16 protein-coding genes are annotated in these 16,036 nt (G+C 70.3%); 6 read left to right on the top strand and 10 right to left on the bottom strand.

Annotation, left to right across the window (positions count from 1 at the left end):
- Nucleotides 1–63: 63 nt before the first annotated feature.
- Nucleotides 64–753 (bottom strand): maleylpyruvate isomerase mycothiol-dependent enzyme family protein, encoded by a 690-nt coding sequence (locus tag DN771_RS00730; protein WP_116995410.1) that lies wholly within the window; start codon nt 751–753, stop codon nt 64–66.
- An 85-nt stretch (nt 754–838) separates the two neighbouring features.
- On the opposite strand from DN771_RS00730, the gene DN771_RS00725 reads away from it, so the two are divergent.
- Both DN771_RS00725 and DN771_RS00720 read left to right on the top strand, forming a co-directional pair.
- Nucleotides 839–1,588, top strand: a complete 750-nt coding sequence (locus tag DN771_RS00725) for a TetR/AcrR family transcriptional regulator (RefSeq protein WP_162941390.1) — start codon at nt 839–841, stop codon at nt 1,586–1,588.
- On the top strand, nt 1,585–3,249 hold the full coding sequence (locus DN771_RS00720) for a class I adenylate-forming enzyme family protein (RefSeq protein WP_116995408.1): 1,665 nt from the start codon (nt 1,585–1,587) through the stop codon (nt 3,247–3,249). Before DN771_RS00725 ends, DN771_RS00720 begins: the two co-directional genes overlap by 4 nt.
- A 24-nt stretch (nt 3,250–3,273) precedes the next feature.
- Here the strand turns inward: DN771_RS00720 and DN771_RS00715 are convergent, their stop codons facing one another.
- Both DN771_RS00715 and DN771_RS00710 read right to left on the bottom strand, forming a co-directional pair.
- Complete coding sequence (locus DN771_RS00715) at nt 3,274–3,945, bottom strand: anti-sigma factor (protein ID WP_116995407.1); 672 nt, start codon at nt 3,943–3,945, stop codon at nt 3,274–3,276.
- The gene (locus DN771_RS00710) at nt 3,935–4,591 is read right to left on the bottom strand and encodes an RNA polymerase sigma factor (RefSeq protein WP_116995406.1); all 657 of its coding nucleotides are present in this window, start codon (nt 4,589–4,591) and stop codon (nt 3,935–3,937) included. The genes DN771_RS00715 and DN771_RS00710 overlap by 11 nt, the downstream gene beginning before the upstream one ends.
- 107 nt (nt 4,592–4,698) lie before the next feature.
- Here DN771_RS00710 and DN771_RS00705 point away from each other — a divergent pair, with 107 nt between their 5' ends.
- Together DN771_RS00705 and DN771_RS00700 are read left to right on the top strand one after the other, a co-directional pair.
- The gene (locus DN771_RS00705) at nt 4,699–5,535 is read left to right on the top strand and encodes a COG4315 family predicted lipoprotein (RefSeq protein WP_116995405.1); all 837 of its coding nucleotides are present in this window, start codon (nt 4,699–4,701) and stop codon (nt 5,533–5,535) included.
- Nucleotides 5,536–5,861: 326 nt separating this feature from the next.
- Nucleotides 5,862–6,734: an LLM class F420-dependent oxidoreductase gene (locus tag DN771_RS00700; protein ID WP_116995404.1), complete on the top strand. Its 873-nt coding sequence runs from the start codon at nt 5,862–5,864 to the stop codon at nt 6,732–6,734.
- A gap of 34 nt (nt 6,735–6,768) precedes the next feature.
- Here DN771_RS00700 and DN771_RS00695 read toward each other — a convergent pair whose 3' ends face one another.
- A complete protein-coding gene (locus DN771_RS00695; protein WP_116995403.1) occupies nt 6,769–7,575 on the bottom strand; it encodes a hypothetical protein in 807 nt (268 codons plus the stop codon).
- 233 nt (nt 7,576–7,808) lie between these two features.
- Here DN771_RS00695 and ahpC point away from each other — a divergent pair, with 233 nt between their 5' ends.
- Both ahpC and ahpF read left to right on the top strand, forming a co-directional pair.
- On the top strand, nt 7,809–8,372 hold the full coding sequence (ahpC, locus tag DN771_RS00690; protein WP_116995402.1) for an alkyl hydroperoxide reductase subunit C: 564 nt from the start codon (nt 7,809–7,811) through the stop codon (nt 8,370–8,372).
- 164 nt (nt 8,373–8,536) lie between these two features.
- Nucleotides 8,537–10,180, top strand: coding sequence for an alkyl hydroperoxide reductase subunit F (gene ahpF / locus DN771_RS00685; protein WP_116995401.1), 1,644 nt, complete (start codon nt 8,537–8,539; stop codon nt 10,178–10,180).
- Nucleotides 10,181–10,222: 42 nt separating this feature from the next.
- Here the strand turns inward: ahpF and DN771_RS00680 are convergent, their stop codons facing one another.
- The 6 genes from DN771_RS00680 to DN771_RS00655 form a co-directional block, all read right to left on the bottom strand.
- Complete coding sequence (locus DN771_RS00680; protein ID WP_116995400.1) at nt 10,223–11,479, bottom strand: MFS transporter; 1,257 nt, start codon at nt 11,477–11,479, stop codon at nt 10,223–10,225.
- 96 nt (nt 11,480–11,575) lie between these two features.
- Nucleotides 11,576–12,589 (bottom strand): LacI family DNA-binding transcriptional regulator, encoded by a 1,014-nt coding sequence (locus tag DN771_RS00675; RefSeq protein WP_116995399.1) that lies wholly within the window; start codon nt 12,587–12,589, stop codon nt 11,576–11,578.
- Nucleotides 12,586–13,416 (bottom strand): glycoside hydrolase family 16 protein, encoded by an 831-nt coding sequence (locus tag DN771_RS00670; RefSeq protein ID WP_205528348.1) that lies wholly within the window; start codon nt 13,414–13,416, stop codon nt 12,586–12,588. The genes DN771_RS00675 and DN771_RS00670 overlap by 4 nt, the downstream gene beginning before the upstream one ends.
- Complete coding sequence (locus tag DN771_RS00665) at nt 13,413–14,267, bottom strand: glycoside hydrolase family 16 protein (RefSeq protein WP_116995398.1); 855 nt, start codon at nt 14,265–14,267, stop codon at nt 13,413–13,415. The genes DN771_RS00670 and DN771_RS00665 overlap by 4 nt, the downstream gene beginning before the upstream one ends.
- Nucleotides 14,264–15,097 carry a carbohydrate ABC transporter permease gene (locus tag DN771_RS00660; RefSeq protein WP_116995397.1) on the bottom strand — a complete coding sequence of 278 codons (834 nt, stop codon included), beginning with the start codon at nt 15,095–15,097 and terminating at the stop codon, nt 14,264–14,266. The genes DN771_RS00665 and DN771_RS00660 overlap by 4 nt, the downstream gene beginning before the upstream one ends.
- Complete coding sequence (locus DN771_RS00655) at nt 15,094–16,029, bottom strand: carbohydrate ABC transporter permease (protein ID WP_116995396.1); 936 nt, start codon at nt 16,027–16,029, stop codon at nt 15,094–15,096. The genes DN771_RS00660 and DN771_RS00655 overlap by 4 nt, the downstream gene beginning before the upstream one ends.
- Nucleotides 16,030–16,036: the final 7 nt, after the last annotated feature.

Here is a 16,036-nt window from a genome sequence, read left to right as displayed (position 1 = left end):
GGATGGTGCCTGGCACCTTCCGTAACGCGGGATGGCGGTGGGCCTCTCACCGCGCGACGACGGTCAGCCGGTGCTGTCGCGGTCGGGCGTGCCCCAGGGCAGTACGGCGAGCCAGAGGTCGGCGTCACCGGTGATCGCCGCGCGCACCTGCCGCTCGCTCCGGCGACTCCCGAGCAGCCGCATCAGCTCCCAGGGCGTCGGTGCCGAGAGCGTCGCCGTCGCCTCGCCGGTGCCGACCTCCCAGCTGCGCTCGCCGGCGGTGATCCGCAGCACACCGGCGCCGGCGGCCGTGGCTTTGGCGTCCACTTGCGCCAGCGCCCGGTCGACGGCGTAGTCGATGGCCGCGCCATCACGGCCGCCGGGCAGGTCGAGGGCCTCACGCAGATCGTGCTCGTGGGCGATGGCGTCGTAGAGCAGTGACCCCCACGCCTCCTCGTTCTTGCCGAGCAACCGGTCGTAGCCGGGCCCGACCTCGTCCCACTCGGCGAGGTTGTCGGTGGCCGATCGGCCCCGACGGGCCGCGACGTGACCGGCGACCCAGCTCACGGCGTCGTCGCCGGGATAGCTCCGTTCCAGGAGGGCAGCCGGCGTTCCGGCGAGGTGGGCGGTCAACTCGGCGACCGTCCACGCCGGGCAGGCCGGAACGGCGACGCCGTCGGGGTCGCCGTCGAACGCTCCGATCACACCGGCGATCGTGTCCCGTTGCGCCCGGTACAGCTCGGCCGCATCGGGCCATGTCGAACGTTGGTACACCGGTGTCCCCCTCGGTGGAAGCTGCCGATCGGTTTGGATCGACGGTAATTCGGCAGGTGTCAACTTTATGGTACCGTGCCCCTCGATGGCGACGAAATCGGGGACGGCGGGCCGCTCCGCCGGGGGCGAGTCGGTGCCCCCTCGCCGGCGCGGCCGCCCCAAGGCCACCGACGCGCAACTGTCCGAGGAGGAGGTGCTCGACCTGGCCCTCGACGCCTTCGCCGCCAAGGGCTACGACGGCATGTCGGTCCGCGATCTCAACAAGGACCTCGGCGTCAGCCACAACCTCGTCCATCGCCGGTTCGGCAGCAAGCTCGATCTTTGGAAGGCCACGGTCGACCGGGCCTTCACCCAGTTCAGTGACCGGCTCAACGCCGTGCTCGACTCCATCGAGCCCGGACAGCCCCTCGATGCGTTCCGCGAGTTCATCGTGACGTTCATCGAGGTCAGCGCCGAGCGTCCGGAGCTCTGGCGGGTGATGATGATGGAAGGGGCGATCGAGGGGCCGCGCCTCGACTGGTTGTGGGAACGGCACGTGCGGCCGTTCGGTCGCAGGATGCGCTCCGTCGTCGGCGCGCTCGAGGGCGGTGAGCGCTACACGCGCACGCCGCAGTCGACGATGTTCTTCCTCCTCGCCCACGGGGCGACCGCCGGAGCCTCGCACCGGCCGACGGCGATGCGTCTCGACCACGAGGACCCCACCGATCCCGACGTGCTGCGCCGCCACGCCAACGTGGTCGCCGACCTCCTGCTCGGTGTCGACCCGCTGATCCGTCTCGGCCACGCGCCGCGCCCATCCCGCCGCCCGGCCCCTTCCACCAAGACGATGCGATGAGCCTGCACCGTTCCGAACACGACACCGATCCGACCACCGAGACGAGCACCGATCCGAGCATCGATCCCGTCACCGATCAGGACATCGACGCCTGCGGGGCGCCGCGATCGTTGTCCGACATCGCCCGGCGGCGCGCCGCCGCCCATCCCGATCGGGTGGCCTTCATCGCCGACGGCGAGACGCTCACCTTTGCGGAACTGGACCACGCCGCCGACCGGGTCGCTGCTGCGTTCGCCAGCGTCGGCGCGGCGGCCGGTCACCGGATCGGCTACCTCGGCCGCAACCACAACGGCTACCCCGTCGTCACGGTCGCCGCGTCACGGCTCCGGACGACGAGCCTCGGGCTCAACTGGCGCCTCCCGGCCGGCGAACTGTCCCTCGTGCTCCGCGATGCCGAACCCACGATCGTCGTCGCCGACCACGAGTTCGCGGCCACCGCCGCCGAGGCCATCGCCGCCATGGAGCGCGGCGGCTCGGCGGTCCCCACCCTCGTCGACGCCGGTACCGGAAGCGCCGGCCTCCTCGCCTGGGCGGACGGCGTGGACGGTGGGAACGGCACCGTCCCCGCCACAACGTCGTCGGTGTCCGACATCGCCTACCTCATCTACACGTCCGGCACCACCGGCAGCCCGAAGGGGGTGATGACGTCGAACCGGGCGCTGCTCGAGCACCTGCACACGCCGCCGCCGTGGACGCTCGGCGAACGCTCCACGGTGCTGATCGTGTCACCGGTGTTCCACGCCGTCGGCGTCGTGTGGACGGCGTTCGTGCTCGACAGCGGCGCGACCGGCGTACTCCTCGCCGACCCACAGCCCGCCACCGTGCTCGCCGAGGTCGAATCGCGTCGGGTCACCCACACCGTGTGGGTTCCTGCCCTCCTCCAGGCGCTGCTCGACCATCCCGATCGCGCCAAGCGCGACCTCTCCAGCCTCGAGGCGGTGATCTACGGCGCCTCGCCGATCTCCGAGCAACTGCTGGAACGCGCCTTCGCGCATCTTCCCGGCTGCGCCTTCGTGCAGGGCTACGGCATGACCGAGACGACGGGACCGGTCACCTACCTCCTGGCCGACGAGCACGTGCCCGGCTCGCCGAAGCTCCGCACGGCCGGGCGACCGGCGCCCAACGCCGACGTGCGCGTGGTGTCCATCGACACGGGCGAAGAGCTGCGCCCGGGCATGCCGGGAGAAGTCCAGACGCGGAGCACCCAGGTGGCGTCGGGCTACTGGCGCAACGAGGACGAGACGGCGCGGCTGTTCACCGACGACGGCTGGCTGCGTACCGGCGACGTCGGCATGCTCGACGAGGACGGCTACCTCATCCTCACGGACCGCGTGAAGGACGTGATCATCTCGGGTGGGGAGAACGTCTACTGCGGCGAGGTCGAGCGGGTGCTGCTCACCATTCCTGGTCTCGCCGAGGCGTGCGTCGTCGGACGACCCACCGAGCGATGGGGTGAGGCGGTCACGGCGATCGTCGTGCGGCGAGACGACGCCGACGGCGCAGCGCTCACGGCCGACGCCGTCATCGACCATTGCCGGAAGCACCTCGCCCACTACAAGGCCCCGAGCGAGGTGCACTTCGCCGGTCCGCTTCCGCGGAACCCGTCGGGCAAGGTCCTGCGCCGGCTCCTGCGCGAGCCGTTCTGGCCGGCGCCGTCCTGAGCCGCCGATGCCGGGCGAAGCCCGTCAGGCGTCGGGGACGTAGGTCCCGGTCATGACCACCGGGTCGACGTCGGTGGAATCACCCGCGTGCCGCCGCACCGTGAGCAACGGGAAATCGGCCACCGGCACCCCGGACCAGAGGACGACCGTGCCGTCGCCTCCTCGCATGTGGAAGGTGCCGACGCTGACCGCCACGTCGTCGTGGGAGCTCAGCCAGCCTTCGTAGTACCCACCGTCCGGCGCCGGCTCCAGTCCTGACGTCTGGAGGATGAGCGCGTATCCGGCGCCTCGATCGAACACGTCGACCGCCGCCGAGGCCGCTGGCGCGAGGTCGGTGCCGGCCAGCGCCAGCTGGGCGACCAGCACGTCCTCGCCTGCCGACGGCGGCGCCTCGTCGTCGCCGGCGATCCCGACGAGCACCCCGGCGCCGAAGACGGCCGCGGTGGCTGCGGCGACCGCGGCGATCGTGCGCGTCCAGGAGCGGCGGCGGATCGGGACGACCGGAGGGACCGGAGCAACTGGTGCGACTGGAGCGACGGGCGCGATCGGTGCGGGCGACGCTTCGGCGATGATGCGGTCGAGGAGGAACGCAGGCGGCTCAGCCCAGGTGGCCTCGTCGCGCAGAACGGCAGCGAACGAATCGACGGACGCCGCGCCGTCCGTGTCCCCGCCCCAGTTCGATTCGTCAACTGTCATGCGGCTCACCTCGAGCCGGGTGGACCTGCGGTGCCACCCCGTCTGCTTGCGTCGTCCACCCGTCGTCCTCTACGCCGGGCCCGTCCGGCCGGTTCTCGTCGCGGACATGGGAGAGGGCTGCCGCCAACCGCCGATGAGCGCGATGTGATCTCGATTTTACGGTGCCGACGGGCACTGCGAGCCGTTCGGCGATCTCGGGGTGGCTGAGGCCCTCGAACCAGGACAGGCGGACCACTTCCCTCTCGTCGGGCGGCAACGCATCGACGGCCATGCGCACCTGCCATGCCTCCCATGTGCTCACGAGCAGTCCCGGCTCGGCGTCCAGGTCGGCGACCGCGTCCAGGGTGCTGGGATCGGTGGGCTCCATCCGCCGTTCGCGCCGGTAGGCGTCGATCGCCGTGCGTCGGGCGATCGTGTAGAGCCACGGCGCGAGCGCGTGCGCCGGGTCGAACCGCGCCGACGCCCGCCAGGCGTTCACGAAGGCCGCCTGTGTGGCGTCCGCCGCCCGATCGGGGTCACGAAGGATCGAGAACGTCACCGTGTAGACGGCGCGCCCGTACCGCTCGTACACGTCGCGGAGAGCGCTCTCGTCGCCCGACGGGAAGCGACGAGCCAGCTCGCGGTCCTCCGTCGACACGTCGCCCATTCAGCCGATGTTGTCACACTGCCCGTGATCGTCGGCGTGTAGATCGCGAACCGCACCCGGGGCGGCGGACGTAGTGACAGGAGCAACCTGCACGAAAGGACCCACCTATGCACTCGCACCGCCAACGTCACGGAGGCCTGAGCCGCTGGCTGGCCACCGGAGCCGCCGTCTTCGCCGCCGTCTTCGCCGTCGCCATCCCCGTCGCCGCCTCGGCATCCGCATCCGCCCCTCCCACCGAGCCGGCCGGTTCGGAAGCCGCAGGTACGACAACCGAGGGCACCGACTGCTCCACGGTCTTCCCGCTCGACGCGCCCGCGACCAGCGACGCCGCCGCACCGGCCGGCGACACTGCGACCGCCGAAACGATGGCGGCACCCGACACCGCCGCCGCCGAGACCGCTGCTGCTGTCGAGACCGCTGCTGCAGCGGAGACGGCCGCTGCGGGCTCAGCCGCCGACTCGGCCGCGCCGGCCGATGCCTTCATCCCCGGACCGATCCAGACGGCCGAGACCTCGCTCGGCACGATCCTCGTCGACGGCAACTGCCGCGCTCTGTACCTCTTCACGGCTGACGTCGACGGCGAGAGCACCTGCTTCGACGGCTGCGCCACCGCCTGGCCGCCGGCGCTCGTGGAGAACGGTGAGGTTCCCGAGCTCGCCGCCGATCTCGACCCGGCGCTGTTCTCGGTGGTCGACCACCCGCTCGGCCCGATGCTGAAGGTCGGCGACTTCCCGCTGTACTACTTCGCGTCGGATACGGCCCCCGGCGACCTCAACGGCCAGGCCGTCAACGAGGTCTGGTGGGTCGTCGCACCCGACGGCACGGGTGTCGGCATGGACGCCGGCATGGACGCCGGCACCGCCGAGTCCATGCCGGCCGGCACCGAGGGCGCCGCTGCTGCCCCTGCCGACAGCGAGCCCAAGGCCACGGACTCCGGGTACTGAGCCCACCAGACCCCTGTCCGAGGCGTCCGGGGTGCCGGCGCGACGCGTCGCGCTCGCGTCGGCCCCCGGGCTGTTTCGGCCTCCCCTGCCCCCTGCGAACGGGAGGGTATTTACCCACCTCCGGAACCGGAGGGTATTTGCCGGACGCTTCGGTCAGGTACATACCCTCCGGTCCCACGCGCGCGGTGGGTGAATACCCTCCGGACGCCGCGGTGGGTAAATACCCTCCCGTTCCGGGCCCGGCCTCCGGCACGAGAGTCCGGGGTCCGGGGTCGGTCGATCCCGCGATCCGGGCGGATCGACGCTGACCACGTACCGTCGCGACGATGAAGTTCGGCATCGCCTTCGCCAACACCGGTCCCTTCGCCGACGCCAAGGGCGCGACCGCTTTCGTCCAGGCCGCTGAGGCCGCCGGCTTCGAGTCGGTGTGGACCGTCGAGCACGTGATCGTGCCGTCGGGCTACCAGTCGGCCTACCCGTACAGCCCGACGGGCAAGATGCCCGGACCCGAGGACTCGCCGATCCCCGACCCGCTGGTGTGGCTGTCGTTCGTGGCCGCGGCCACCGAGCGCATCCGCCTGGCGACCGGCATCCTCATCCTCCCGCAGCGCAACCCGGTCGTGCTGGCCAAGGAGCTGGCCACGCTCGACGCGATGTCCGGTGGCCGCCTCGACCTCGGCATCGGCGTCGGGTGGCTGGAAGAGGAGTTCGACGCCATCGGCGTGCCGTTCTCCGAGCGTGGCGCCCGCACCGACGACCACGTCGCCGCCCTGCGGGCGCTGTGGACGCAGGACAAGGCGACGCATCAGAGCCCGTTCACGAACTTCGCCGACTGCATCCTGCGGCCCCGCCCGGCCCAGGGATCCATCCCCATCCACGTCGGCGGCCACAGCGTCGCCGCGGCTCGACGCGCCGGCCGCCTCGGCGACGGGTTCTTTCCTGGCCGCGGGGACCACGACGAGCTGCGCAGCCTGTTCGACGTCGTCCGGGCCAGCGCCACCGACGCCGGCCGCGATCCCGACGCCATCGAGCTCACCGCGGCCGGACGCGGCGCCGTCGGCGAGCGGGCGCTCGACGAGGTGGCCGCGCTCGCCGACCTCGGCGTCGACAGGGTGATCGTGCCGGCCTTCCTCTTCTGGAAGGACCCGGCCGCCGACCTGGCCCGCTACGGCGACGACGTCATCGCCCAGGTCGGCTGACCCGGCTGGCGACGACCGCCACCGCCCGCCACGCTCAGCCGGAGAGGTCGTCGACGATGGTCTGGAGCTCGGCGATCGGGTCGACGCCGCTCGTCGGCCCGTCGTCGCCGGTCGCGTGCATCACCATCACCATCGACCGATCGGACTGGGCGAAGAGCATCGTCAGATCCATGTCGATCTGGACGATGAACGTCATCGAGAACGACATGTCGATGCGCGCGCTGCGGTCGCCGACACCGATGTCGGCGGAGTTCGACATCTCGATCTCCGGCGGCGGGATGTCCATGTCGAGCTCGTCGTCCCCCTCCGTCTCGAGCATGTCGCCGACGAGCGATTCTTCGAAGCAGGCGGCCGCATCCTTCGAGCCCATCCAGTCGACCAGCTGCGACATCAGCTCCACACCGGTCTCGTCGACCGTCGTCACCCTCGCCACGATCGACTCGGGGATGGTCGGCGAGAAGTCGAACATCTCGGTCGGCTCCGGCTCCCCGCCGGGCGTGAAATCCAGTTCGGGGGACTCGGCCTCGGCGGTGGTCCCGGGCATCGGGGCATCGGGGTCGTCGGGGACGACGATGCCGGAACCGGCGAGACAGTCCTCGAACGGGTCCGACGCGTCGTCGCCGTCCGGGTCGTCGATGTCCGTATCGTCGATGTCCGCATCGTCATCGTCATCGTCATCGTCATCGTCATCGGGCGTGGCGACGAAGCCGAGATCGGTCATGCGTTGCGTGAAGGCATCGATCGCCGCGTCGGCGCTCGACTGATCGGCCGCCGCGGCGGGCGCCACCGCACTCCCGGCCATCACGGCCATCCCGATCACCATGCCGGCCAGCTGGATCATCACGCCTCCCCGGGCTCACACCGCCCGCGCCGGACACGCCGGACGGTCTCCCCACGGTCTAGCACGGGCGTCACGACCCCGCGACCGCACCCGCGACCGCACCCGCGTCAGCCGCCGCGGCCCGGCCGACCGGCCGAGTTGTTCACAAGCGAACGAGGATGATTGACACCAGCTATTGATCTGATCAGATCAATTGATGTTCGCTATCGTCCCTGCGTCCGTACGATGTTTGCATGTCCTTGATCAACACCGACGTCAAGCCCTTCACCGCAACCGCCTACCACAACGGCGAGTTCGTCACCGTGAGCGAAGTCGACCTCCACGGCAAGTGGTCGGTCTTCTTCTTCTACCCGGCGGACTTCACGTTCGTCTGCCCCACGGAGCTCGGTGACCTCGCCGACAACTACGCCGAGTTCCAGAAGCTCGGGGTGGAGATCTACGGCGTGTCGACCGACACCCACTTCACGCACAAGGCGTGGCACGACTCGTCGGAGACCATCGGCAAGGTTCAGTACCCGCTCGTCGGTGACCCGACCGGCACGATCACCCGCAACTTCGAGGTGATGATCGAGGCCGACGGCCTCGCCGACCGTGGCACGTTCGTCATCGACCCCGACGGCAAGATCCAGATCGTCGAGATCAACGCCGGCGGCATCGGCCGCAACGCCACCGAGCTGCTCCGCAAGGTCAAGGCCGCCCAGTACGTGCGCAGCCACCCGAACGAGGTCTGCCCGGCGAAGTGGGAAGAGGGCGCCGAGACGCTCGCACCGAGCCTGGACCTCGTCGGCAAGATCTGACGCCTGGCGTCGATCCAGCCCACGGTCTGCCGGCTGGCCGCCCCCCGACTCGCCGGCTCCCCAACGACTCACCAAGACCCCCTCAACCCCCCGTTCCTCGTACCGGTCTCGCCCCGTCTGGCGAGCGAGACCGGTGCAGGAATCCGTGACTCCCGGAGATCGTCGTGCTCGATGCCACGCTTGCCGCGCAACTGAAGACCTACCTCGACAACATCACCAAGCCGATCGAGCTCATCGCATCGCTCGATGATGCCGTCGCCCCGACCGGCAAGTCGGCGGAGCTGATCGAGCTCCTCGACGAGATCGCCGCGATGTCCCCGAACATCACGGTTCGCCGCGATGGCGACGACGGACGCCGGCCGTCGTTCGCCATCATGCGCGCCGACGCTCCCTCCGACGTCTCCCCCTCCGACGTCTCCCCCTCCGACGTCTCGGTGCGCTTCGCCGGCATCCCGCTCGGTCACGAGTTCACGTCGCTGGTCCTCGCCCTGCTGCAGGTGGGCGGCCACCCCTCGAAGGCGGCCGCCGAGACCATCGAGCAGGTCCAAGCGCTCGAGGGCGACCTGCACTTCGAGACGTACTTCTCGCTGTCGTGCCAGAACTGCCCCGACGTCGTGCAGGCGCTCAACCTGATGAGCGTGCTCAATCCCAACGTGCACCACGTCGCCATCGACGGCGCCCTGTTCCCCGACGAGGTCGAGGCTCGCCAGGTACTGGCGGTACCGACCGTGTTCCTCAACGGCGAGCCGTTCGACTCGGGGCGGATGAGCCTCGAGCAGATCGTCGCCAAGCTCGACACCGGCGCGGCGGCCAAGGAAGCCGCCCGCCTCGACGCCAAGGAATCGTTCGACGTGCTGGTCGTCGGCGGCGGCCCAGCGGGTGCTGCAGCCGCGGTGTACGCGGCCCGCAAGGGCATTCGCACCGGCGTCGCGGCCGAGCGTCTCGGCGGGCAGGTGCTCGACACGATGAGCATCGAGAACCTCATTTCCGTGCCCCACACCGACGGCCCCAAGCTCGCCGCCGCGCTCGAGCAGCACGTGCGTGAGTACGACGTCGACGTGATGAACCTGCAGCGAGCGACCCGCCTCGTGCCGGCCGCCGAGCCCGGTGGGCTCATCTCGGTCGAGCTGGAGAACGGCGCCACGCTCCACTCGCGCACCGTCATCCTGTCCACCGGCGCCCGGTGGCGTCAGATGAACGTGCCCGGCGAAGCTGAGTACCGCAACAAGGGCGTCACCTACTGCCCGCACTGTGACGGCCCGCTCTTCAAGGGCAAGCGGGTCGCCGTGATCGGTGGTGGCAACTCCGGTGTCGAGGCGGCGATCGACCTCGCCGGCGTCGTCAGCCACGTCACGCTCATCGAGTTCGACGCTCGTCTGCGCGCCGACGACGTCCTGCTGCGCAAGCTCCACAGCCTCCCGAACGTCGACGTGATCGTCAGCGCGCTGACCACCGAGGTGATCGGCGATGGCTCGGTGGTCACCGGACTCCGCTACGACGACCGCACGACCGGCGCAGCCCAGCAGCTCGACGTGGACGGCATCTTCGTGCAGATCGGCCTGCTGCCCAACACCGAGTGGCTGAGCGGCACCGTCGATCTCTCACCCCGCGGTGAGATCGTCATCGACGACCGCGGCCAGACCTCCGTTCCCGGCGTCTTCGCCGCCGGCGACTGCACGACCGTGCCGTACAAGCAGATCGTCATCGCCCTCGGCGCCGGCTCCACCGCCGCGCTGAGCGCCTTCGACCACCTCATCCGCACCCCGCTCCCTGTCGACGACCCGCAGGCGGAACCGGCGCTCGCGTAGCGCCCGAGCGTGACCGTTGGTGCGTGGCGCCGACCGTCACGCTCACCTGTTCGCGCTCGTTCGGACGGCCGCCGGCCCTGTCTCCTCGGGCGGCCGGACGTCGCGGAACTGGCGCAGCAACAGCAGGTCGTACGTGGCCTTGACGGCCCCGCCGATCACGAGCGGCCAGCCGAACGTCGAGTGGCTCAGCATCCAGCCGGCGAGGATGGGAGGAAGGGCGGCGGCCAGGCTGCGCGGCACGTTCGTCACGCTGGCTGCCGCCGGTCGCTCGGCGGGCGACACCACCGCCATCACGTAGGACGTGCGCGCGGGCACGTCCATCTGCGACAGCGCCGAGCGGGCGAGCAAGGCGGCGATGGCGAGCGGTGCCGACGGCATGAACGCGGCGAGGATCAACAGGGCGTTGGCGGGTAGGTGGGTGAACACCATCGTCCGCACGAGCCCGATGCGGCGGGCGAGGCGCACGGCGACGAGCGACGAGAACGCCGACAGCACACCGGCCCAGAAGAACACGAGACCGCCGACGGCGACGGAGAGGTCGAAGCGCCGCTGCAGCCACAACACGACGAGGGCCGTGATGACGAACCCGCCGCCCAGGGCGTCGAGGCTGAACAGCGCGGCGAGCCGGTAGACCACTCCGCGCGAGGCACCGAGGGGTGTTGTCGGGGCCTCGCCCTGTGGCTCGACGGCGGGCGACAGCTGCCGGTACTGCACGAGCACGACCACACCCAGCGCGGCGTAGCCGACGAACGTCCAGCGTAGTGCGGTCTCGGGGGCGACACCGGCGCGCTCGCCGATCCACTCGGGCACACCGGCGCACAGCGCCCCGGCCGCTGCGACGAGCGCGCCGATGAGCGCGTACCGGGCGAACAACGCCGTGCGTTGATCGTCGGGAACGGTCGACGGCAGGACCGCCTGCTCGGTGGGAAGGAAGACGCTGACGTCGCCGCTCGTCGGGTTGAGCGTGCCCACGAAGGCCACCACGAGCAGTGGCCAGAACGACGTGACCGCGGCGAAGCCGACGCCCGTGGCGATCATGAGCGCGGAGACGAGCTGCAGCAGGCGGCGCCGGTCGAACGAGTGCGCCCGCAACCCGACCGACAGCGTCAGAGCCGCCGATCCGAGCATCGTCGCCGTGAGCACGATGCCGATGCGTACGTCGGACAGTCCGATGGCGGCGAGGTAGGCGGACAGGACCACACTGACCAGTCCGTCGGCCAGCGCTCGCACGCCTCGTGTGCGCAACAGCACGGCGGCATCGGGGCCGGCGCCGGGCGGGAGGATCTGCACGGCGGCCATCCTCCCAGCCGGTGGGCGGGCCGGGAAGCTATGTTCGGCCCTGATCGCTCGATCGCCGATCGTCTGCTGGAGCGGCGGCCGGCGGGCCCGTCCGCGTCAGTGGGGACCGCAGGAGCCGCCGAGGCGCAGCGTCACCGGCAGGACGAGCGAGTCGGGCTGGTCGCTGGCGAGCAGGCCGACCGCCCGCCGACCGACCTCCACCACGGGCTGCACCACGGTGGTGAGCACGGGGTCGAGGACAGCACCGCGGGGCAGCCCGTCGAAGCCGACCACGGCGATGTCGTCGGGGATGCGCAAGCCTCGCTCGGCGATGGCGCGATACGCGCCCTCGGCCATCGTGTCGGTCGCCGCGAAGATCGCCTCGGGCTCGTGGTCGAGCAACGACGCGGCGGCGCGGTATCCACCCTCCACCGACGGATCGTCGAACTGCACCAGCCCGTCGTCGGACAGCCCGGTGGCGGTGAGCGCGTCGAGGTAGCCGGCGTGACGATCGACGCCGAAGGGGTACTCGGCCGGCGGGCCGACGTAGGCGATCCGGCGCTTGCCGTGACCGGCCAGGTGCTCGACCGCCTGGGCGCTGCCGGGACGGTTCTCGACGTCGATGCGGGTCACCCTGGCGTCGTCGGCCGGATGGCCGATGACGACCATCCGCTTGCCGCGGGCGATGAGCGCTTCGATCATCGGACCGCTCTGCGGGACCGCCGTGATGATCACGCCATCGACGAACCGCTGGCCGATCTGCGGCGTGAGCGCCTCGGACTGCGAGCCGGGGCCCGGAGCCGCCGGGAAGATCGCCGAGATCAGGTCGTGCTCCGAGCACCCCTGCTGGATGCCGTTGACGAGAGCCGAGTAGTACGGATCGCCGAACAGCTCGTCGACCTCGGTGAGCATCACCAGACCGATCAGGCCGCTGCGTCTCGAGACCAGCGCACGCGCCGCCGGGTTGGGGTGGTAGCCGGTCTCGGCGATGACCGCCTCGACCCGGGCACGCACCTCGGGCCGGACGTCGCGCTGGCCGTTGAGGACGCGTGACACCGTCGACCTCGACACGCCGGCGCGCTGGCCGATCTGCTCGAGCGTCAGGTGGGCGCCGTCGCCCGGCCCGCTCATGCCCCTGCCTCCGCCCCCGCCCGCGGAACCGGATCGGTGAGCGAGGTGACCCGCACCCAATCGACGAGCATGCGCACCTCGCCGGCGCGGACGGCCTCGACCGTGGCCTCGTCGACGCCGTAGTACGGGGTGCGGATGCCGTTGATCTTGAACGGATAGGTGCCGCCGACGGCGACGTTGAGCAGCAGGTGCATCTCGTTGTCGAACGCCCACGGCCCGTGGAACTCGACCATCGGCCGGGTGACCCGGTACGACACCGCGCCGTCGACCCGGAACACGATCTCGTCGGGTCCCCAGTCGGCCGAGAAGACGTGCCAATCCGTCGGCGCCGACCCGGCAGGGTGATGCAGCTGGTTGACGAGCCCCGACTCGCCCGAGTAGCCGGGCCCGTGCACGGCCGATCCCGTCCAGTCGGCCTCACCGACGTACTCCATGACGTCGATCTCGCCGGTGTCGGGCCACGGGCCGGGCCCGAGTGCCCAGAACGCCGGCCACACCCCCCGACCTCCGGGAACCTGGATGCGCGCCGCCAGCGAGCCGTACCGGACGGTGAAGCGATCGCGCGTGTCCACGCGTCCGGACACGAAGTCGAACGTCGCCCCCTCCGCCGTGGTGGTGCCGGGACGGAAGCGCGGTTGGAGTACGAGGCAGCCTCGGCCGGTGGCGCCGTCGAGCCCGGCGGTGGCGGTCACGAACACGGTGTCGGGCGAGTCGATGTACGCCTGCTGCTCGTCGTTGTGGGCCGGGCCGGACACGATCACGTTCCACAGTGACCGATCGAGGTCGCCCGCGCCGAAATCGTCGTACAACAGCACGTCGCCGGTCACGTCGGCTCCTGAAAGACCCGCACGTAGTCGACCTCGTACCGAAGCGGGAACTCGAGGTCGAGGGCGATGTTGCCGCCGAACGTCCCGCCGAGGGCGAGGTTGAGGATGAGGAAGAACGGATGGTCGAACACCCAATCTCGCCCACCCAGGTCATCGGGACCGATCTCGTAGAACGATTCCCCGTCGTAGAACCACTCGATCCCGTCGGCGTCCCACTCGACGGCGAACGTGTGGAAGTCGTCGGCGATGTCGTGATCCCGCCGGTTCCAGCGCGAGAGTCCACCGGCACCCGAGTAGCCGGGGCCGTGGATCGTGCCGAACGTGAGGTCGGGCTCGCGTCCGACGTGTTCCATGATGTCGATCTCCCCGACGTGTGGCCACTGGCGGGCGGGGTCGGAACTGGTCGGGTCGAAGTCGGCGCCGAGTGCCCAGAACGCCGGCCAGGTGCCGGCACCGCGAGGCACCAACACCCGGGCCTCGATCCGGCCGTACTGGAACTCGCGCAGTCCGAGCGTCTTGAGCCGGGCCGACGTGTAGTACGACCCCTCGAACTGCTCCTGACGCAGTTCGATGACGAGCGCCCCGTTCTCGATCCGGGCGTTCTCCGGGCGGTCTGTGTAGTACTGCGCCTCGCCGTTGCCCCAGCCGCCGGCGCCGATGTCGAACGTCCAGTTGGTCGGGTCGATCGTGTCGCCGTCGAACTCGTCGCTCCACACCAGTCCCATGCCGTCGGGGGCGACGATCTGCGGAGGCGCCGACTCACCGGTCGCGGTCGACGCTCCCGTCGCCGTGGCCGCCGCGGCAGCCAGCGCCGCTGACGCTGCGATGAGAGCCGGTCGTGACGACTTCATCCCTTCACCGCCCCTGCCGTGAGTCCGGAGATGATGTAGCGCTGGAGGAACATGAAGAGCACGAGCATCGGCAGCATCAGCATCAGCACGGCGGCCGCCAGGCCCGGCCAGTCGCTCCCGTAGACGCCTTCGAACACGATCAGCCCGCGCGTGATCGGGTAGAGGTCGTCGTTGGTGAGGTAGATCGTGGCGAGGATCAGCTCGTTCCAGATGCCGATCGCGTGGAGCACGGTCACCGTGGCGACCGCCGGGCGGATCAGCGGGAACAGCACCGTGAACACGTAGCGGAAGTACCCGCACCCGTCGACCGCCGCCTGCTGGTCGAGCTCGACGGGGACCGACTTGATGTAGTTGACGAGGATGATCAGGCCGATCGGGTTGACGAGGAACAGCAGGATGTAGCCCGGCCGTGTGTTGTACAGACCGAGCGACAAGATGAGCTGGAACTGCGGGATCAGCGCCGGGGGCAGGAACAGGGCCACGACGTAGAGCGTGAGCAGGGCGCCACTGCCCCGCACGTAGCCGCGGGCGATCGGGAACGCCACGAGCACGCCCATCACGACGAACAGCGTGGTGGCGACCACCGTGTAGATCACCGAGTTGAGGGCGTAGCCGGGGAAGTTGGCGAGGTCCCACGCGCTCTTGAAGTTGTCGAGCGTCGGGTCGGGCGGCCGGCCGGTGGGGTCCTTGAAGAACTCCGGGAGCCGCTTCAGCGCCGTGCTCACGAGCATGAGGATCGGCCCCACGTAGAAGGCGGCGAAGGCGGCCAGCACGGCGTACGAGATGGCCTTGGCGCCGCCCCGGCCGATCCGTCGCGTCCCGACGCTCACGAGAGGTACTTCCGTTCGCGACGCGCCACGGCGAAGTTGGCGGTGAGGCCGAGCACGAGGACGAGGAGGAACAGCACGATCGAGGCGGCCGCCGCATAGCCCTGGCGGAACGCCGAGGTGACCGAGCCGGACGTGCGACCGAAGCCCTCGGCGTACACCAGGTAGCCGAGCACCTGGGTGCCGGGCCGGTATCCGATGAGCACGAGGAAGAGCTGCCAGGCCTGCAGCGAACCGATGACGTTGAGCAGGAAGTTGGTGTTGACCGCCGGCGTGAGCTGCGGCCAGGTGACGTTGCGGAACTGCTGCCATGCACTGGCGCCGTCCACCTGGGCGGCGTCGTAGAGCTCCTGGGGGATCGCCTGCATCCCGGCGAGGAAGATCACCATCGTGATGCCGACGTTGGCCCAGATCTGCACGACCATCACCCAGGTGAAGGCCTGCGGGCCGCCGAGGAACTCGGACTCCTGACCGAACCATCCGAAGATCGTCGCCATCGGCCCGTTGCGGGGCAGGAGGAACAGCTTCCACATCAGGCCTTGCACGACCACGCCGAGGATCACCGGCATGAAGAACAGCGTGCGGAAGATCGTCCGGCCCGGCAGCCGCTGGTTGAGCAGCACGGCGAGCAACAGACCGAGGAGGAACTGCACGGTCGTCACGACGACGCAGAACGTGAGCGTCCGGCGCAGCGCGGCGAGGTTGTCGCGCGACACGGTGCCGGCGAACAGGAAGTCGTGGAAGTTGTCGAAGCCGACCCAGTGGATCGGTACGCCACGGATTCCCGTCGCGTCCGTGAAGGCGTAGATCGCCGTGGCGAGCGACGGGCCGACGGCGATGACGAGATACAGGATCAGGCCGGGGAGCAGCAGCAGGGCCGGCAGGGGCCGGCTGCTGGTGCGGCCGAAGGGATGCCTAGTGGGGGCGGCGAGCATGCGCGCA

The sequence above is a fragment of the Desertimonas flava genome (assembly GCF_003426815.1).
GTDB classification, from domain to species: domain Bacteria; phylum Actinomycetota; class Acidimicrobiia; order Acidimicrobiales; family Ilumatobacteraceae; genus Desertimonas; species Desertimonas flava.
Note: the sequence above shows the minus strand (reverse complement) of the source record. Positions and strands in the feature narration are given on the sequence as shown.